Origin of the sequence: Paraburkholderia sp. RL17-373-BIF-A (assembly GCF_046030175.1) — a bacterium.
GTDB lineage: Bacteria > Pseudomonadota > Gammaproteobacteria > Burkholderiales > Burkholderiaceae > Paraburkholderia.
Window position 1 is genome coordinate 104,436 of the sequence record NZ_JARESO010000027.1, and the last position, 20,089, is coordinate 124,524.

The 20,089-nt window shown below is 62.6% G+C and carries 13 protein-coding genes; 8 read left to right on the top strand and 5 right to left on the bottom strand.

Annotated features, from left to right (window positions below; genetic code table 11):
• Nucleotides 1-56 precede the first annotated feature (56 nt).
• From P0D80_RS29070 to P0D80_RS29080, 3 genes are all read left to right on the top strand, one after another.
• Nucleotides 57-914, top strand: coding sequence for a hypothetical protein (locus P0D80_RS29070; protein ID WP_408288695.1), 858 nt, complete (start codon nt 57-59; stop codon nt 912-914).
• 131 nt (nt 915-1,045) lie between these two features.
• Nucleotides 1,046-9,463: an RHS repeat domain-containing protein gene (locus P0D80_RS29075; protein WP_408288698.1), complete on the top strand. Its 8,418-nt coding sequence runs from the start codon at nt 1,046-1,048 to the stop codon at nt 9,461-9,463.
• An 88-nt stretch (nt 9,464-9,551) separates the two neighbouring features.
• Nucleotides 9,552-10,946, top strand: a complete 1,395-nt coding sequence (locus tag P0D80_RS29080; protein WP_408288701.1) for a hypothetical protein — start codon at nt 9,552-9,554, stop codon at nt 10,944-10,946.
• Nucleotides 10,947-11,088: 142 nt separating this feature from the next.
• Here P0D80_RS29080 and P0D80_RS29085 read toward each other — a convergent pair whose 3' ends face one another.
• Nucleotides 11,089-11,334 carry a hypothetical protein gene (locus tag P0D80_RS29085; RefSeq protein WP_408288704.1) on the bottom strand — a complete coding sequence of 82 codons (246 nt, stop codon included), beginning with the start codon at nt 11,332-11,334 and terminating at the stop codon, nt 11,089-11,091.
• Between the two features lie 28 nt (nt 11,335-11,362).
• A complete protein-coding gene (locus P0D80_RS29090) occupies nt 11,363-12,325 on the bottom strand; it encodes a LysR substrate-binding domain-containing protein (protein WP_132377133.1) in 963 nt (320 codons plus the stop codon).
• A gap of 169 nt (nt 12,326-12,494) precedes the next feature.
• On the opposite strand from P0D80_RS29090, the gene P0D80_RS29095 reads away from it, so the two are divergent.
• The 4 genes from P0D80_RS29095 (at nt 12,495) to P0D80_RS29110 (ending at nt 17,035) form a co-directional block, all read left to right on the top strand.
• A complete protein-coding gene (locus P0D80_RS29095; RefSeq protein ID WP_408288707.1) occupies nt 12,495-13,301 on the top strand; it encodes a citryl-CoA lyase in 807 nt (268 codons plus the stop codon).
• Between the two features lie 63 nt (nt 13,302-13,364).
• A complete protein-coding gene (locus P0D80_RS29100; RefSeq protein WP_408288710.1) occupies nt 13,365-14,546 on the top strand; it encodes a CaiB/BaiF CoA transferase family protein in 1,182 nt (393 codons plus the stop codon).
• 79 nt (nt 14,547-14,625) lie between these two features.
• On the top strand, nt 14,626-15,978 hold the full coding sequence (locus P0D80_RS29105; protein WP_408288713.1) for an MFS transporter: 1,353 nt from the start codon (nt 14,626-14,628) through the stop codon (nt 15,976-15,978).
• A 22-nt stretch (nt 15,979-16,000) separates the two neighbouring features.
• Nucleotides 16,001-17,035, top strand: coding sequence for an alpha/beta hydrolase family protein (locus tag P0D80_RS29110; RefSeq protein ID WP_408288716.1), 1,035 nt, complete (start codon nt 16,001-16,003; stop codon nt 17,033-17,035).
• 176 nt (nt 17,036-17,211) lie between these two features.
• On the opposite strand, the gene P0D80_RS29115 is transcribed toward P0D80_RS29110, so the two are convergent.
• The 3 genes from P0D80_RS29115 to P0D80_RS29125 all read right to left on the bottom strand — a co-directional run bounded on the left by P0D80_RS29115 (nt 17,212) and on the right by P0D80_RS29125 (nt 19,186).
• On the bottom strand, nt 17,212-17,811 hold the full coding sequence (locus P0D80_RS29115) for a short chain dehydrogenase (RefSeq protein ID WP_408288719.1): 600 nt from the start codon (nt 17,809-17,811) through the stop codon (nt 17,212-17,214).
• A gap of 186 nt (nt 17,812-17,997) precedes the next feature.
• Nucleotides 17,998-18,438, bottom strand: a complete 441-nt coding sequence (locus tag P0D80_RS29120; protein WP_408288722.1) for a YkgJ family cysteine cluster protein — start codon at nt 18,436-18,438, stop codon at nt 17,998-18,000.
• A 538-nt stretch (nt 18,439-18,976) separates the two neighbouring features.
• Complete coding sequence (locus P0D80_RS29125) at nt 18,977-19,186, bottom strand: hypothetical protein (RefSeq protein WP_408288727.1); 210 nt, start codon at nt 19,184-19,186, stop codon at nt 18,977-18,979.
• 220 nt (nt 19,187-19,406) lie between these two features.
• Between P0D80_RS29125 and P0D80_RS29130 the strand changes: the two genes are divergently transcribed.
• Nucleotides 19,407-20,089 (top strand): methyl-accepting chemotaxis protein (locus P0D80_RS29130; RefSeq protein ID WP_408288742.1); only part of this gene is annotated, 683 nt, incomplete at its 3' end.

The following is a 20,089-nucleotide window of genomic DNA, read 5'->3' on the forward strand; positions in this document are numbered from 1 at the left end:
ATCGCCATGGCAGGGACTGGCTTTGTCCGCGCGTATTCAAATTCGGGAGCAATATCATGCCGCTGCAGATTCAGAGTGCCCAGATCAAACCCGGTGCTACCAACACCTTCAACTTCACCGACCAGATTACGCAACGTATGGTCGGCATCTCGGCTTTTTCGTTGAGCTATGGCAATACGGACCATCACGTGCAGACGATATCGGTCTCGCTGAGCGTCAATCAATCGGGATCGTCCCTCGCCATCACGGCGCATGCGACGATGGTCGATGCAAGCGGAAACAACCTCGATCCGGCTTCGTCCTATGTCAATGTCGTCGCGCTCGCGTGGGTCGGCGTCGACGATTCCAATCTGAAGCTCGGCAATGTCTCCGGCATCGTCAACGGCGGGACGAGTTCGCCGATCACGATTCCCGGCACCGATCCGAACGTGCTGCAAGCCGCGCTCGCCGGTTACTACCTGTCGTATGGCGGCACCGATCACCAGATGGAGACGGCATGCGCGGCTGTCGGCACGACCTTGAGCGGGAACACCGCGTCGATCAACGGCACGGTCTATATGTACGACGACACGGGTCATGGAAACGTATCGGGCACCGTGGATGCGGGACTCGTGGCGAACTGCGACCCGTCGCTCGGCAACTTCGTGCGCGGCACCAACACGTTGCAGAACAACACGCAGAAAGTCACGTTCGGCAAGCCGTTCGCGCACTACACGCCGTTCCTGAGCAGCTACAAGGTGCAGTACCGCGACAACTCGGACCATCACGTGAAAACGTTCTCAGTGAGTCTGTCGGTGCAGAGCGTGAGCGGCAGTGATGTCACGGTTACCGGCGCGGCGAAGCTGATCGACAACTCCGGCCATGTGCAGGACGACGGCGTGAGTAACGTCAGCGGTTTCATCGTCGGCACCTGAGTCAGCGGCCAGGCAACCCGCCGCAACATGCAACGGCGCACGCGCGTGCGCCTCCTTACACCTGCGCGTTCACGCCGCCCGCATTGGCCGCGGGCGGTCGCGTGCGCGCGTTCTTTCCGGAGCCGGCCGTCATGTCTGATTCCTCGATTCCCAGCATTCGTACTTTCCAGATGGATGCCAGCACGGTGGGCGTGCTCAAGAGCAGCGTCAACCTGTTTCGCGGCGACGTGAACCTTACGCAGGCACTGTTTTCGATGCCCGGGCGTACCGGCAACGACGGCCTGCAGATCGATCTGTCGATCCCGTACGAGAGCAACGTCCACCAGCAGGCGATGACATGGAACCGCGACCGTCCGACGGGCGTGCTGGGCATGGGCTGGCAATTGCCGGTATCGGCGATCACGCTCGACACCGGCGGCGCGCCGACACCGGGAGCCGCGACCTATTCGATCAATATGGCGGGCGTGTCGAGCCAACTGATCCGCGAGCCCGCCAATCCGTCGCTGTTCGGCATGGCCGGCGCGTTGGCGGGATCGCTGGTCGACGGTCAGACGGTGCCGGCCGCCGTGCGCAGCGAGTTCGTGCAGCGCGGTTTGCCGCTCTCGGCGAGCGCGAAGATCGCGGGCAGCGCAAGCCCGTGGCGGATCGACGATGATGCACTCCAGCAGCAATTCGTTCTGCAACTGAATCAGCAAACGCTCGATGCCAGCGACGGCGGCGAGTCGTACCAACTGGTCAATTACAAGTTCTGGAAGGTGCTGTATTACTCGCGTTACGAGCGTTGGGCCGTGACCAACGAGACGGGGCAGACGATGTCGTTCGGCGGCGGCGTCGCGCAAACCGCGCAGGGCTACAACGTCAGTGCCGGCAACAGCATCGAATGGGCCGTGCAATGGACCGACGACAACGGTCTCGCTCTGTGGCAAGGCAACAGCGCCGTGACCGGCAAGCAGCAGCAATACGCGAGTGCGTGGCATTTGCAGCGCGCCTATAGCCGCTTTGGCGAATTCGTCTCGTACGGCTACAACGGCTTCGATCGCGACGGCAGCGGACTGCTCACGCATGGCGCGGAACAGCAGGTCGGCGTGGGCGGTAAGCCGTACACCAAGGCCTGCTATCTGACGAGTATCACCGACGTGTTCGGCCGTACTGCAAGCTTCACCTATCAGCCGAAACTGTGGAGCAATGCGACACCGGAGAGCCCGCGCGAATATGCGGATCCGCACAAGACCGTGCCGGACATCACGCCCAACGGCTTCCAGGACCGTTACGAGACGCAGTTCCTGAGCGGGATCGCGGTCACGCATACCGACGGCTCGACGCTGTTTTCGCTGGCATTCGTCTACGACCCGAGCCCGTCGAACCCGGGCGCGCAGGCGGTGGCCAACGTTGCCGGCACATCGGGCGACACCTGCAAGCGGCTGCTCACCGGCTTCGCGCTGTTCAATCCAGCCGAAGAAAATTTGCCAGGCTATGGCTATGACTACAACCTCGACATCGGCGAGCCCACCAACCTCGGCGCGTTGCGTCGCGTCGTCTATCCGACCGGCGGCAGCGCCAGCTATGCGTATGAGCAGGTCGAGTTGCCGATCTGCGAGCGCGCGCTGACGCTATCCGCGCCCGCGCCCATGCCGCAGCAGTCGATGCCGCGCGTGTGGTTCGGTCCCGACTATGCGGTCGCGCTGTGGAACAACAGCGCGACGCAGCAGTTGTCGTTGCAGATCCTCACCTGGAACGGACAGTGGACCAGCTGGCAGGCGGACCCATCCAACCCGCTGCTGGTGGACGGCAACGGCGGCACGGATCTCTCGACGGTCGCCGTGCTGGCCGCCGCGGACTTCGTTGCGATTACGTACAACACGAGCACCAACACCAATCTGCACCTGTTCCGCAAGGATCCGGCGCGCCGGGCCCAGTGGGACGCAGCAGTGATTGCCGGCGGCGGCAGCGGCGGTTGCAACAGCCCGACCTGGCACTGGCCGATTGCCAACGGCCACGTCTCGACACTGGCCGGGCAGAACTTCGTGCTCGTGCCGCAGATGAGCACCTCGGCCAATCAGGGCACCTATGACCTGTTCACGTGGAACTGGCCGACCCAAAGCTGGACGCATACGACCCGGCAGACGGCCTCCTATACGTGGTTCACGGCTGGCCGCGAGTACTTCACCACGCTGGATATGAAGTCACAGGTCACGCTGTCGTATCTGAGTCCGACGGGCACGTGGCAGCAGGGCGGCAGCGCGACGCTCGGCTTTTCGCTGAGCAATACCACGACAGTCGCGCTGAGCTCGGACGTGTCGCTGCTGGCGGTCTCGCATCTGACCTCGGGTGGCGCGTCGAGCGGTCAGCAGGGCTACGACGTGTTCGTGCTGCAATGGAACAGCGCCTACCGCTTTGCCGCGCCGGCGAAGTTCTCCTTCATCGACAAATTCGACAACGCGTATCCGACCAGTTGGGCGCCCGCGAGCATCGGCAACGCGATGGTCGCGGTGGGCGGCAACCTGATCCGCTTCGACGGCGACGCGTGGCTCGCGAACAGCAACCTGAAGCCGCAAAGCGGCGTGATCGTCGGCGAGCAGCGTTACGCGTATGGACCGGACTACGGCACGCTGATTCTCGTCGGCAACGGTTCGCCGAAAGCACAACTGGTCGGCTACGACGCGAACAGCACCAGCGCGAACTGGACCGACACGGCGACCGCGATCACCGGCTTGAGCGTCCCGCCGAGCAACCAGAGCACGGCGAACTGGGCGAGCGGCGGCAACCCGGACTATCTGAGCGTCGGCACGCAGCTATTTTTCCGCGGCGTGGCGACCAACTGGTCGCATGCGGTGACGCAGAGCATCGGCGACATCCAGACGCTGATCAACCAGGCCGCCGGAACGAGCAACCGCTATCAGTTGAACGCGGCGTCGGTGATCAACGAAGGTCCCGCGTTTATCGCCTGTGCGGCGTACGACACGCAGAATCCGAGCGGGCATGCAACGGCTTCGTCGGCGCTGGTGCTGCGCAATGGCGGGGTGGCCGGCTCCGCCCAACTGCTCGGCGGCCAGCAGATGTGGACGGCGCAGGAGCACGATTTGCCGGGACAGGGCATGTATCCGGGCGGAGCCTCGGCGTTCTTCACGTACCCGGACACCGCGAGCGATCTCGACGACGCCACCAGCGTCAATCTGCATCGCTACGCGGGCGACGCGATCCAGGGGCCGATCGAGGATTGGCCCGTCGCCAGCATCACGATCGACGACGGCCTGTCGGAAAGCTCGACCACCTGCTATGCGCAGAACACCGCGAGCGCCGCGTGCGATGCGAGCGGCGAGGTCGTCAAATATTTCGAGAGCATCGTGTACCCGGGCGGCAGCAGCGCAAATCCGGTGAATGGTTCGGTGACGAGTTGCTACCTGAACGGCAACCAGCTGGTCGCGCCCGACGATTACTACAACATGCTCGACGGCTTGCTGCACAGCGTCGTGACCTGCGATGCATCGGGCACGACCCTGAGCAGCGTCGAGAACGAATGGAATGCGTATGTGATGCGCGCGGGCGACCCGACCGATACGCATGCCGCGCCGGTTCAGCTTTATGGCGCGTATGTCCTGCAGACCGCGCAGAACGCGGTGACGGACGGCGTCGCCTCGGGGCAGGCGACCGTGTACGCGCCGCAAGGGCTGCCGTACACCTACACGGGACAGCCGGCGAGCGTCACCCGCACGACGATGAACGGCGCGGGCGAACTCGAAACCGACGTGCAGACCAATGTGTACGCGTGCGAAGTCAACCCGGCCAGCCGCGTGCTGAGCGATGTCAGCAGCCTGGTGGCGCAAAGCTCGACCAACGCCGGCGTCACGACATCGTCGGCGGTCACGGCGCTGAGCAACTGGCCGACGCTATGGGGCGACGACGTGCTGACGCCCGCCGAAGAAGCCGACTTCAGCTGGACCGGCGGACCCGCCGCGTTCCCATTTTCGACCTATGCGCCGGGCGAAACACCCGCTGACTGGCAATGCACGACGCGCAACCTGGTGCGCGCGGCCAACGGCACCGTCTTGCAGCAGGCGGATGGCGCCGGGACGTTATGCGCAACGCTGTTCGGCACCGCACTGGGTTTGCCGGTGGCGACATTCAAGGCCGCGGCGCTCGCCGAATGCGCCTGGAACGGTTTCCAGTCCTACGAAGACGCGAGCGGCTGGACACTTACGGGCACGACCTTCGACACGGCCAACGCGTGGCTCGGCACCCGCAGCCTGAGCGTACCGAAAGGTGCGAGCGCAAGCGTGACGGTTGCGCCGGCGGCAGGGCGTACGGCCTATCTGCTGGCCGTGCGTTATCAGACGCCCGCGGGCTACGACGCCGACGGCTCGGGCATCGACATCGACTGTGGCTCACAGAAGAGTCACCTCGCGTTCGTCGACACGCAAGGGCAATGGCAGTATCTGAGCGCGTCGGTCGCGCTGGCTGCGGGCACCAGCAGCATCGCGTTGCGCCTTGCCAATGTCGGCAGCGGCAATGTGCTGGTGGACAGTGTGCTGTTCGCGCCGTTCGGCACCGACGTCACGGTTCAAAGCTGGCACGCGGACACGCGTCTGCTGCGCGCGACGATGAACGCCGGCGGCAACGTGAGCTTCACGCTCTATGACGCGTACAACCGGCCGCTGGGGGCGGTCGGCGGCGACGGTCAGTTGCAGGAACTGGACGTGCGCTTCCTGTCGCGCCAGGGCGCATCCGACGATGCGTTCAACAACGCCAGTCCGAATGCCGAACTGACATTGCACATGGCCGACGGCGGCCACGCGGAAACCTTCCTCGACGGCGCGCAGTGGCGCACCCGCTGGCAGCCCGGTAATCCGGGCCTGTGGAGCACCGCGGACGGCGTGCTGAGCAAGACCGGCAACGCCGCCGACTCGCTGGTCTGGCAAGGCGCCGCGAACGCCGCACCGGCCGTCGTGTTCTTCATCGAGATGGTGCCGCCGGCGACGCTGGGCAACGGCACGATAGCGTTCCAGTTCGGCGCCGGCGAGCAGATCGGCTGGACTCCGGGATCCGGCTGGCAATGGACCGGCGCGGGCGGCACAACCGTGCAAACCCCGCTGGCGACCCCGCCGCATCTGGCGACCCAATGGCTACTCGCCATGGTGCCGGGCGCCGTGCTGTTCTTCGGCAACGGCCAGTTGTTGTTCAGTCATGCGAGCGCCGCGACGCCGTCGCAAGGCCTGACGTTCTCCACCGGGCCGAACGCGTTGCAGATCGTCAATCTGATGGCGGGCGCCAATCCGCGCATCGGCCAGTCTTATACCGACGGCGCCGCACGCCAGCGCCAGGTGCATCAGTTGCAGGGGACCGACAGCCGCGTGATGGAAGTCGTCTACGACGCGCTCGACCGGCAACTCGCCCTGACGCGCATTGCGCCCGGCACGTTCGGCAGCGGCGCGGCGTTCGCACCGCTGCAATACCGCTCGAGCTTCGTCGACGTGCCGGCTTTCCTCGCCGCGCTGCAAAACACCTGCGAGATGGAAGGCGACGTCGCGGCGTACTACGCCGGCCAATCCGACGGGCCGGTCAAGCGTTCGAACGACCAGAACTATCCGTACAACGGACTGCGCTACGGCGGCTCGGCGCTTGGCCGCATCGTGGAAAGCGGCAAGCCCGGGCTGCAACTGTCGATTCACGACGTCAACACCACGAGTCCCGCCGAGCGCGAAACGACCCGCACCGTCTATACGGCAAGTGCCGCGAACGATCCGGTGCAAGCCGGCCAATATTTCGCGACGCTCACCACCACGCCCGGCGGTTACCAGGGACGGCAGTTCGTCGATACGGCCAAGCGCGCGGTGGCCACCGTGCAACTCGCCACCGACGGCAGCAACGCCGGGCAAACCACCGTGAGCCCGAGCTATGACGCGGCGGCCGGCACGGCCGGGATCCTCGGCACGATGAAATTGCCGAATGCGTTCACGAACGGGCCGCAGTCCGACCCGGCCGCATTCGTACGGACGACTTTGCAGAATCCGTTGGGCCAGCCAAGCGTCTATAGCGATCCGGATACCGGCAACACGTCGTATCTATTCGACGGGAAGGGCCAGTCGCGCTTCGTTCAGGTGCCGCTCGACGGCGATGAGCACTACTTCCTCTATACCCGCTACGACGCGCTCGGCCGCATCGTCGAGGAGGGCGTCGTAGCCGGCGCATGGGACGCCGCAAAACTCACCGCGGAAGTGGACAACCTCGCGTGGCCGAGTGCGAGCGATGGCGCAACCGCGGCGCGTGTCTACAGCTACGACGGCGACGGCACGGACCCGAACGCGCTCGGCAAGCTCACGCGCGCGCTCACCTACAATCCGGCGCCGGCATCCGCACGCGGCCTCGGCGACTGCACCGTCGACGAGCAATGGGTCTACGACGCCTTGGGCCGTGTCGTGACGACGCGTCTCGATGTGTCCGGCGCCGCGCAACTGTCGGCCAGCGCGACTTATCACTACAACGCGCTGAACGAGATCACGCAGATCGATCTGCCGGCGGGCAGTCCATTGCCGAGCATCGTCTACACGTACGACGATCAGGGGCAAATCACCGCGATCGGCGTGCCCGGCACGCCGGCCGCGATCGCAAGCTATACATGGACCGCCGACGGCCAGTTGCAAACCGCACAACGCGGCGTGCTAGCCGACGCGTGGGGCTACGACTCGCCCGGCAGCATCCTCACGCACCAGGCGAGCGTGGGCACGAAGACGGTGTTCAGCCAGAACTACACGTATACGCCCGACTCGCAGATCGCCAGCCGTGACACCGCCTTCAATTTCAGCGCGCTGAGCGACACGCGTTCGGTCGCGTACACGTACGACGGCCAGCAACGCTTCAACACGGCGGTCGTGGCCAACGCCGGCCGCGGCAATCAGGCGGTGACGGAGTACGACGCGAACGGCAACATCTGGAAGGCCACGCAGGACGGCGCGACCTTTTCGGCGAGTTGTAGCGCGGGCACCGACCGGCTCGACACCGCGACGCTCGCAGACGGGGAGGGCGTCACGTTCCACTATCGCAACGACGGCAAACCCGATCAGTGGCGCGGCCTGAGCATGGAATACGACCCGGCGCTCGGCACGGTCGCCGCCGTGACGAACGGCTCGAACGTGGTTCGCTACGCACGCGGCCTGAACAATCAGCGCGTGGTGCGTCAGCAGGGCAGCGCGTTGCAGATCAGTTTCCAGGGCGCGGGCAACACGCCGCTCGTGATCTGGAACGACGGCACGCCGCAGGTTTGCATCTGGGGGGCCAACGGGCTCGCCGCCGTGCACGATGGCGCCCTGAAGTATCCGATCGCCGATCATCAGAACACGGTCTGGGCCGTGACCGACACAGCCGGCGCACTGGTTGCCAGTTTCGACTATCTGCCGTTCGGCGGGTTGTTGAGCGAAGCGGGCAGCGGCGCACCGAGCTGGCTGTTCCAGTACGCTGGCAAGCCGTGGGACGCGACGCTCGGTTTGTACGACTTCGGCGCGCGGCTCTACGACCCGGCGCTGCTGCGCTTCGTCACGCCCGATCCGGCGCGGCAATTTGCGAGCCCTTATGTGTTCGCGAGCAATAACCCGCTGAACATGGTCGACCCGAGCGGCAACATTTCGCTATGGGCGCAGATCGGCATCGGTGCGGCGATGGTTGCGGTGATCGCGGCCGGCATCGCACTGAGCTTCGTGACGTTCGGCGCCGCCGCACCGGCGGCCGCGGCGGCCGACGGTGCGCTGGCGGGAGCGGCACTCGGCGGTGAGGCCGCAGCCGGCGCGGTGGCCGTGGGCGGTGAAGCGGCCGGTGCGGCCGCGGGCGCCGCGGCGGGCGAGGTCGCGGTCGAAGGGGCGGCGGCCGGAGCGACCGAGGTCGCGGCCGGCGCGAGTGCCAGCGTCGAGGCGGCCGCGCCGCTCACGACCGCGCAGGTCGTCGCGCAGAACGCCACCTCGGTGTTGTGGAGCGCGACCACCAGCGCGATCAGCGGCGCCGGCACGAGCGGCTTGCAGTACGACGTCCAGCACGGCCGGGACTTCACGGCCAAGGGCTTTTTCGAAGCCATGGGCACCGGTGCGCTGACCGGGTTTGCGAGCGGCGGCATCGGCGGGCTTGCCACGATGCCGGCCACGCTGGGTTTGTCACAGGGGATGAGCGCCACGGCGAGCGTCGCGTTCCGAGCCCTGACGAAGGCGACAGCCGGCATGATCGGCAAGGACGTCTCGACCCTGCTCACCGACGCCGTCTCCGGCCAGAAGGTAACGGTCGGACAGTTGCTGCTCAGCTCGGCGCAGGGCTTCGGCACGGGAGCGCTCTCGGGTGCGTTCAGCGGCGTGAAAGCGGCCAATGCCGGGCCGGCGTCTACCGCCGTCAGCGCGTCGGACAAGGCGATCGTGCGGGTCTCGAGCGTGATCAACGGCGCGGTCGACACGCTCAAGCAGCAGGCAACCTCGCAGGCGGCGATCGCCGCGTATATCGCGGGCGGCTATTTCCTCGTCACCGGTTATACGGTGTGGGGCGTCTACGGCGCGTCGTCGAAGAACCAGAGTGCATGAAGTCGATCACGATGATTGAACGCGGTGGTGGGGTGCGGCGCAGCGACTGCGCCGTGCGACGTTTCTCACGGTCCCTCAAGGAGATGCCATGTCGGAACGATCGATGACGATCAACCTTACGAACTGGGCTGCCGGCCTGACGCTCGAGTTCGGCAGCGCGGCCGCCAGCGACGGGCCTGTGCCGCAAGCACAGCCGGGCGCGATCGGCTATGGACAAAAGATGGTGGCCAGCGCGCTCAACCGCTCGGGCGGCTGCACCGGCCGCTTCAGCCTGACGGCCAGCGCCGTGAATTTCGGCGTGTCGTACAACCATCCATCTGGAGCGGGTTCGACGACGGTGAGCGTGGATGCGTCGACCGGTTATATCGCGGGCGCCAATGCAACGACGTTCCCAGGGCACGACTCGGTGGCTTACCTGAATCTATATCGGGCGGTCAACGCCAACGATCGTACATGGGTCGTGCCGCTGGGTCTGCTCGATACACCGGCGCGCAATAACAGCCAGGATTTCGTCAACAGCATGTTTGGCGAAGGCACACGCGATGCGGCCGTCGTCACCACGGCGTACGGCAACGGTGCGCCGAATGGCTATATCGAGCCGGCGGATTTCACCGGCGGCCAGATGGCGGGCTTCGCCGCGCAATGGGCACAACAGTGGCTCGAGGGCGGCAGCATGTCAGGAAACAACGCGGCTTGTCCGCCGCAGGACGCGGCGCTGATCGGATTGCTCGCGCGTTACATGAGCGGCGCGGCGAGCAACGGACCGCTGACCATGTGGGTGCCGCAAATCACCTGGCAGGCGGGCACCAATCCGTCCGTGTTCGCTATCAGCGGCTATCGTGCGTTTCCATTCGGCGACGGTGCGAAGTGGAACGCCGCGAGCGTGACAGCGTTCACCAGCTTGCTGGCGGCGGGCGCGCATTTCGTCGCCGTCAGTGCGAAGGACGATCTGCCGGCGGGCGTTGCCATGAGCGCGTTCGATCAGTTCTTCACTTCGGCTGGCCTGCCGACGCGGCACGACATGGGCAACTCGCACTATGCGAGCGTCACCAATATCACCGGCACGTACTATCTGGATGTCAGCGGCAGCTTTGCGCCGGAAAACTGTGGGTTGATCCTGGCGTTTCTCGCCGGACGCACGGTCAACGATCCGTACGCCAGCGCGGGCAGCTACAACACGTTTATCCAGCTCGAAGGATGGCAAGCGGGTTCGCAACGCCATAACATCGACTACGACACTTACAAGCAGACCCTGTGGAATATCTCGACGTTCGGTGCGTGTCCGTACAGCGAGAAGCGTGCGACGACGATTTTTCTGGCGCCTTCAGGCTGGACGCCACAGTTCTATCAGACGACTTGCATGATGCCTTACGTCGGCGCGTATGCGGTTTCACAGGGCACCCCGCAGGCGTGGCTGAACAGCGCGGTCGTGCGGATTCCTGCTGATGCGCCAGTACTTCCCTCGCGGTACATAACCGGTTAGCAGAGGTTGTGAGGCTCTCTGAAATGGGTCGATTGTCTGGACCAACTCGCCGCAACCCGACCTCTCGCGTGACGAGGTCGCAGTGACGGCTGCGTCAAGGTGAGCGTATCCGGCTGACTGTGGCGACGAGCCCTAAGGTGCCTCAGTCTTCAATGGGCACGTTGTAGAGCGTCTCGCAAGCGGGGCAGAGCATCGGCTGGATCGCGGGTTGCGCGGCGAGCAGGGTTAGCGCATGGTCTTCTCCGCGCAGGTAGCAGACCGGGCACGGGAAACCCTCATGAGATTTCAACTGGTGCCAGCGATCGATGAAGCGCGCGATTTCCGCCGACGATGCGTCGATCGATTCGAGATGGTCGAGCAGTACATGGAATAGGGGCGCGTTCTGCATTGATGTTCTCGTGGCGTCTGCGGTGAGACTAACTCGAAACGGGGTTTGAATCCTGGCGCTGATTCGGTTTTTTTCGAGCAGCGGCGCGCGAACTTGCGCGTCGCCTGTCGTGGCTCGCCTCGGCGCAAACCGACCGGATAATTGACGCGAAGGCTCGCGCGGCCGGGGAACGACTTTCCTCGGTCCGCCACATCAGGCCCGGCGCGCGCGTCGGCGTGGGGCTCTCGACCGGAATCATTCGCACGTCTTCACGCCTCGTTGCATGTTCAGAAACGATTGCCGCAATGTCCGTCGAGCTTACCAGTTCCATCATCGGTGCAATGGCGTTCATTTCGGCAACGACAACGGGCGTAGCGTTCGCCATGCGGAAGCATTCGTCAAGAAGTGCACGCGTTGCGAACGAGCGGGGCAGAAGCACGATCTTCTGCAGATGCAGTTCGGACATTCGAACAAAGCGTCGTTTAGAGAACGGATGAGTCAGGCCGACGGCCAGCATCATCTCTTCTGTGTACAACGCCTCGAATCGCAGGCCGGAGGCATTCTGCGGTTTGTAAGTCACGCCGATGTCGAGACCGCCGCGCGCGAGCGATTCTGCGATGTCGTCACCCGACATTTCCATCACTTCGACGCGCACGGAGGGGTGGCGCGCTACGAAGACCGATATGCATCGCGGAATGATGCGCATATTGAAGGTGTGCGTCGTGCCAATTCGCACCACGCCGCTCATCTCTTCAGCGGCCATTCGAACGGACCACAGGCCTTCGTCGACTTCGCGAAGGGCGTTGCGCGCTCTTTCAAGGAACGCCTCGCCTGTCTGGGTCATCGTCACCTTTCGACTTTCCCGCTCGAAGAGGCGGCTGCCCAGCTCGTCTTCCAGCTGTTTTATCTGATGGGAGAGGGTGGATTGCGTGACATGCACCTTCTCGGCCGCTAGCGTGAAATTCAGCTGTTCGGCGAGCGCGACGAAGTAGCGGAGATGGCGGAGTTCCATATGGGCTGGCGAAAGAGGTTGTCCTGCACGCTCATCTATCGATGGCATCGATTATGAGCTAGTGAAAAATACCATTTCTGTCGATGCTTGGCCAGTCGTAAACTGCTCCACATTGAAGCGATGAAAGGAGACTTCGTCGCGAGCGGACACCGACCAAACGGACATCAAGATGAAAATCGGCAAGGAAACGATTCCCCGGACTGCGATCTCGACATCCAACTCTCAAACGATTGTCGTGCGCGGGCGCGACCTTTCGGAAGAACTCATTGGAAAGATTTCGTTCACCGACTACTTCTTCCTGCTGGTCACCGGCCGGCTCCCGTCATCGTCGGCGTCCGCTGTGTTGAATGCGACGCTCGTAGCCATTGCGGAGCATGGCCTCGTGCCCAGCGTGCAGGCAAGCCGCATGACGCTCGCCGCGGCGCCCGATGCGCTGCAGGGCGCCGTTGCCGCAGGCGTTCTGGGTTGCGGCTCCGTCATCCTCGGTGCTTCAGAGGCTTGTGGCCGGTTGCTGGATGAGGTGCGTCGGCGCGCCGAAGAGAGTGGCGGCATTCCGCGCGCGGCGTCCGCGGTGGTGAGTGAGTATCGGGCTGCAGGGCGAACCATACCGGGATACGGTCATCCCCTGCATAAGGCACGTGACCCGCGTGTCGCGGCCCTCTTCAAGGTTGCGCAACAGGCAGGCGCCAATCTCGAGTATGTCCGCATCGCCGAGGCCATTGAGGCAGTGATCCCCGAGGTGGTCGGCAAGTCGCTCATGTTGAACGTCTCCGCGGCTATCCCCGCTGTCCTGCTCGGTGTCGGTTTTCCGCTGGAAGCGCTCAAAGGCGTGCCCATTCTCGCCAGGACCGCCGGGCTCATCGGGCACCTCACTGAGGAACTGTCGCGATCAATAGGCTTTGCGCTCTCTTACCAGGCGACCAACGGACTCGTTTACGACGGCGACGCGCCGGACGGTTTCGTCCCGGGTATTTAAAGGCGGTCTACGTCCAGGTCAGTCATCGCGTACGCAACGCACATAGCAAACTCGGAGCAGCGAATGGCAAAAGTTCTCGGAGGTCTTCGTGTCCTCGAGCAAGGAACGTTCATTACAGGGCCTGCGGCAGGCATGCTGCTTGGCGACCTGGGCGCGGACGTCGTCAAGATCGAGCACCCTGAAAACGGAGACCCGTTTCGTGCGTTCAAGGGTGGCTTGTATAGCCCTCACTACCAGACATATAACCGGAACAAGCGCAGCGTAACGCTGAACACAAAAAATGACAGCGACCTCGCTCTCTTCGACGAACTGATTCGCGAGTCGGATATATATATCCAGAACTTCCGGCCGGGCGCGGCGGAGCGTCTCAATGCCGGGTATGAACGCCTGCGTGAGATTAACCCGCGGCTCATCTACTGTGCGATCAGTGGGTTTGGACAGACCGGACCGGCAGCGGGAAGGCCGGCCTATGATTCGGTCGCCCAGGCCGCCAGCGGTTTTCTCGGTCTGCTCGTCAATCCGGCAAATCCGCGGGTAGTGGGACCCGCAATTGCGGATTCGCTCACCGGCTTCTACGCGACTTATGGCATTCTCGGCGCGCTCCATGAGCGCAGCCACACCGGCGTTGGCCGCAAGGTCGAAGTCTCCATGCTCGAGGCGATGTCGCACTTCAACCTCGACGCATTTACGCATTTTTATGCGGCGGGCGAGGTGATGGGCCCATACAGCCGACCGAGCGTCTCCCAGTCGTACGTGATGGAGTGCGCCGATGGAAAATGGCTGGCACTTCACATGTCGTCACCCGAGAAGTTCTGGGCGGGGCTTGCCAATGCAATAGAGAGGCCAGGATTACTCGAAGATCCGCGTTTTTCAAACCGTGCTGGCCGGATTGAGCATCAGGAAGAACTGATCAAAGTGCTCGGCTCGATTTTCATCTCACGCACCCGTGAAGAATGGTGCCGGCGCCTCGAGGTTAATGATGTCCCCCACGCGCCGATGTACGACGCAAGCGAGGCATTGGAAGACCCGCAGGCGAAACACCTCGAGTTGCTTGTAGAAACCGAGCATCCGGTGATGGGGCGGTTCCGGACAGTGCGCTCGCCAGTGACTTTTGATGGTGAGCGGCCGTTGGACGTCGTTGCGCCTCCAACCCTTGGCGAGCACAACGACGAGATTCTGTCTCCGGTGCGTGAGAGGCTTGAGAAGCGGGCCGGCTCCGCGAAAAAGATGCAGCAAAGTCTGTAGCTGCCGATGTTCCTCCATTGAGGACAATGGATACGTTGTTTGAATACGCGCACAAATACTATTAAGTGGAGACACGTCAATGAAAATGCCCCAGGGAACGCTTGCGGAGGAGCGGGTGGCCGGCATGCCGTCATCCGTCGACGCCGCTGCGACGGCGCCTGCGGATGTCGAGCGCACATTCGGCCGCATAGCGAAGCGAATCATCCCGTTTCTCTTTCTTTGCTATGTCCTCAACTATATCGATCGGGTCAACATCAGTTTTGCCCATCTCCAGTTCAAGACCGACATCGGGCTGACTGAAGCTGCATATGGCCTTGGTGTCGGGGTCTTCTATATCGGCTATGTGCTGTTCGAAGTGCCGAGCAACCTGCTTCTGCGCCGCATTGGACCTCGGCGAACCATCGCCCGAATCATGGTGTTGTGGGGCCTGGTATCCATTTCCATGATGCTCGTGCGTAATCCCACGCAGTTCTATGTGGCCCGCATTGCCCTGGGTGTTGCCGAGGCAGGCTTTTTCCCGGGAATCATCTATTACCTGACAACCTGGTTTCCGAACCGGTATCGTGCGCGGGTGCTTTCCGCATTCGTCCTTGGGATCGCGGTCGCGGGTATCACTGGCGGCCCGGTCTCGGGCTGGATTCTGAGCAACGCAGAAGGGTGGCAGGCGCTGCATGCGTGGCAGTGGCTGTTCCTTCTGGAGGGTATCCCGCCGGTGCTGGTTGGGGTGTGCGCCTTGTGGTATCTGCCAGATAGCCCGGAGACGACGAAATGGCTATCGGCGCATGAAAAGGCCATCGTTGTCCGCGAGCTGGAAGCCGTGCCGGGTTCGACATCCCATCAGATTTCGCACTTCGGGGCGGCCCTCAGGAACTGGCGAGTGTACGTTTGTGCCTTTGGATACTTCACCATCACATGGGCCGGAAGTGTCCTCAACTTCTGGGCGCCATCCGTGATCCGCCAGGCTGGCGTAGCCAATCCCTTCCATATCGGCCTGTTGTCCGCCGTTCCGTATTTCATCGGTGCAATCGGCATGCTGGCAGTGAGCCGGCATTCGGATGCCCGCGACGAGCGTCGCCTGCACTTCGCCTGTTGTGCTCTGGTGTCGGCCCTGGGCGCGGTGCTTCTTGGCGCAGCGCATTCGTCGTTCGGCCCTGCCATCGCCGGACTGGCGCTTGTGGCCATCGGCTATCTGACGTGTACCGCAATCTTCTGGACGATTCCGGCTACGTTCCTGTCGGGCACGGCGTCTGCCGGTTCAATCGCGCTGATTTCGAGCATCGGTCAACTGGGCAGCCTCACCGCTCCGACCGCGATTGGCTCGCTGACGGCGGTCACCCATTCGATAAGCGCCGGTTCGTATCTCGCAGCGTTCGTCCTGACGTGCGGCGCAACGGTCATCGCGGTGGCGATGCGCAAGGACGTAGCGAAATAAAAGAAGATTCAAGGAGACCCGCATGTCCCTCATCGCGAAGTTAAAGCGAGCGTTGACGCTGGCCGCGTTGTGCATGGCCACCTGCCCGGCGTTCGCGCAGAGTATCGACATTGATGAGCCTCTAACTATCGCGAAGCAAGGAAGCTTCTTCGTAGGCGGCCGGGATATCACGTCAGATACCTTGTCGACGTTGCCGCAGGCGGACCCGAAAGGAACAGTCACTGTTGAGCAGATGTACGTCCAGTACCAGGTGCCTGTCCACCCGAGTTCGACGTCCGTGGTCTTCATTCACGGCTGTTGTCTGACCGGTGCGGAATGGGAGACGACGCCAGATGGCCGCATGGGGTGGGCCGAGTACTTCGTTCGAAAAGGCTTCCCGACATACGTGGTGGACCAGGCTGCAAGAGGGCGGTCTGCCGCGAACGCAGCGTCCGTCGGCGCGGTCAAAACTGGCAAGCTTCCGCCCGATGCACTCCCTTCTGGTTTTTCGGTCGGCCGGGAATTCGCCTGGGCGCTCTTCAGGTTTGGTCCACGGTATCCGGAAGCGTACCCCGGCCTTCAATTCCCGCTGGAGGCACAGGATGAGTTGTGGAAACAGATGGTTCCGGACTGGGCTTACTCCATGTCGACGCCGAATCCCACGGTGCCTTCACTCGGATTGCTATCCGGGCGGCTAGGAAAGACCGTACTCATCAGCCATTCCCAGTCTGGAATCTATCCGTTCCAGGCCGTCGCAGGAGGAGCGGACGGAATCGCCGCGATCGTGGCCGTCGAGCCGACCGCTTGCCCGGCTGCAAATGTGGACGCTAGACCCTACACAAGGGTTCCGATTCTGCTTCTCTATGGCGATTTCATTGTTGAGTCACCCCCTTGGGCCGCGCACTACGCAGCTTGCAAGGCATTCGCTGCATCGGTGAATGCTGCCGGCGGGCATGTTGATGTGGTGGAGACGACGCAACTGGGCATGCACGGAAACTCACACATGCTAATGCAGGACCGAAACAATCTGAAAATCGCAGACGTTGTGACAGACTGGATTAAGCACAAGGTCCATTGAGTGGCTCTGATAGGCGGTCATCCCATGGACGAACACGTTGCTCAAACGTCAGGTTGAGGCGGGGAGCGCCGACGCGTGAACTGTCGCGTGATAGTCGTGGTTTTCGACCCGCGCGCCAGCCCAGGAAATAAAGCTCGCCAGTGTCATGCGAGCGGTGTTGAACTCGCCGCCCTCGCTTACCACTTCGCGACCTGAATGACCCGGCCCGTGATGTCCTCGACGAGACTCCGTTTGTACGCATGGGCGACGGCCTCGGCGGGAACGCCGGCAGAGCGGGCCTGGCCCATCGCGGCAAGGGTTTCGGACACCCAGCCCGGACTCACGACGTTGACCCGTGTCTTGCCCTGCAGTTCGAGTGCCGCCGACCTGCCGAACGCCTCGATCCCAGCATTCACGATACTCACGGCGGGGCTGCCTTGCATCGGATATTGGGCCAGGATGCCGCTGGTTAGTGTCAGGGATCCACCTTGCGTAACATGGCCGACGGAGCATCGGACGAGATTGACCTGACCCATCAGCTTGTTGGCCAGGCTGAACGAAAAATCTTCATCCGTCAGCGCTTCGAGCGGCGCGAATTTCGCCAAACCTGCGGCGCAAATCACGGCATCCACGGTTCCGAGTTGCCGATACATCGACACGATGGAGGCTTTGTCTGCGAGGTCGACGGACAGGTCTGAGCCCGTACGGCTGGCGCCAATGATCTGGTGTTCGGGCGAAAGCAGGCGAACGATCTCTTTGCCGAGCAGTCCGGTTGCGCCGACTATCAGTACACGCATAGGTTCTCCTATGTCTGGAAAGGTCCCGCGGCGCGGAACGACACATCACGCAAGGCGTGAGGAGACAGGACTTGAATATCGTACTACCTCTCGCGGCAACGTGAACGCTACGCGTCGTGCTGCGCCGCGGACGGGCGAAAATGGCCCGTTGACTCTCGTAGAGGAGCAGCACGCCATGTCCGCCATTTAGCACTGCGCGATACCTGGCACAGCGGACCGGGGCTTCAGCGGCACTAGTCCAATATTTTTTCGCAGTCGCTGACAATCGGGATTAGGTGTTCCATCTTCGAGCCATACGCGGTATTCGCGACATGGCGACGGCCGCAGAGGGTAGATTTCGCACCGGATGCCAGGCTTGCCGACTACCCCGCGCAGAGCGACGCAGCGTCCATAGCCGGCCTCCGTTCCCTTCATGCAGACAATGACTGGGTTGACGGCAGATACGAGCTCATCCGGTACCGTGCCGCCTGGCGAACTCGCCATTTCACCCATATACATCGACACCCGGAAGTGCTGGCAACAGGCTCCGCACGACAAGCACGGGTTGCTTTCGTCGTCAGCCATATCCACGAAGACACGGTTGTCGTCCTGGACATAAAGTAGTTGAACGATTTTGCTGTTGGTCATATTCGTACTGAGCCGTTTATCGTACGGCTGGTTGCCGCGGGTAGCAGCCCCCGGCTGTGCTGCCTCGCATACGGGCTTTTCATGAATGCCGAAAAAGCGCCGAAAACTATGAGAAGAGCGCTTTAAGGCGCTGCCAGAACGCAGCAAATTTGCGTGGTTCGCGAGCATGCATTGCGAGCATGGCGTCGTAGTGGGTGCGCGATTCCTGGACGTGGGGCAGTTGTGAAAGGAGAAGGCCTAGGTTCATCATATTTCTCCGAGCATTGAGCTTCTAGTAATCCAAATGGTGCGAATGAGCACAGCCGCGACTTGACGGCCGCGACATGGCGCCACGCGAACGCGCGCGAAAGCTGCATTCGCATGGGCGCTATCAAGTGTGTATGGGGAATTAGCTGCGACGTGCACCGTTTGCCGGCTGGCAAGACGGCGGCTGAAAGAAGAGCGCGCGACGTCCTGCAGGTCAGACAGCGAAACTGCCAGAAAATCGACGACATCGATTGCGCAAGCCGCCACTCCTTTATTTGATGTTCTTGAGATTCTAGGCGTGCTCCAAATGCAGCGGCAAGTAAAAAGGCTGTAAAGAAGGTCTTGCTAATTTCGAATAAAAAAACGCAATAGCAAGCGGGGTTGGCGTCGGCAGCGGCAATTTAGCTGACACTTGCACGCAATCGACGGTGACGTGCTCTGCCATGGAGCCCGACGCTATCTGGTTGCCGGTGCGGATTAGTACGCTGGTCTTGAGTGACATTGCACGTTGGCGAACTCCAACGCGGCCGCTCGCGACCGGCGCAATGGGCAACAAAAAATGCACAGCGTCGGTGCATACGAAAATGGCGCATCAAAGCGCCAATATATCGGTTGTGTCTTCCTTAAGTATTCGTATCGGGATGCCGTTAATCCCGATTAATTCTCCGAGTCGGCGAGGAGCCACGGGCTCCCCACTTCGCACGCAACTGGGATATATGAAAATGTCCATAGAGCAGGCAAAACCTCGTCAATCGTCCGAAGGGGCGGTCATCGCCGAGTTGACCCGCGAAGTGCGCAAGATATCCACGGATAAGATCGCCGATATCGACCTGATCAATCGCGAGGCGACCTATCTGGCCATCAACGCGTTGATCGAAGCCGCTCGTGCAGGAGAGGCCGGTCGCGGCTTTGCGGTCGTCGCAAACCAGGTCAAGAACGTGTCCGGCCGGATCGGGCAACTCACTGGCGAACTCGGTAAGGAATTGGCCAGCATCAGCGAACGCATGGTGACGGAGCTCGAGCGGCAACAAGGCCGGCGTCTGACCGACCTTGCGTTGAACATGATCGACGTGATCGACCGCAACCTCTACGAACGTTCATGCGACGTGCGTTGGTGGGCAACCGATGCAGCGGTTGTCGATTGCATGACGACTGGATCGGCGTCGGCTGCCGCGCATGCGGCAAAGCGGCTGTCGGTCATCCTGGATAGCTATACGGTATACCTCGACATCTGGGTGCTGGATATCGAGGGTCGTGTCGTTGCGAATGGAAGACCTTCGCTGTTTCCAGTCGTCGGCACAGTGAACGCAGCCCAGCATGACTGGTTCGCCGCGGCGCTCGCTACGCGGTCCGGCGATGAGTACGCAACCGCCAACGTTGACGTAGCCGCGGGATTGAACGGCGC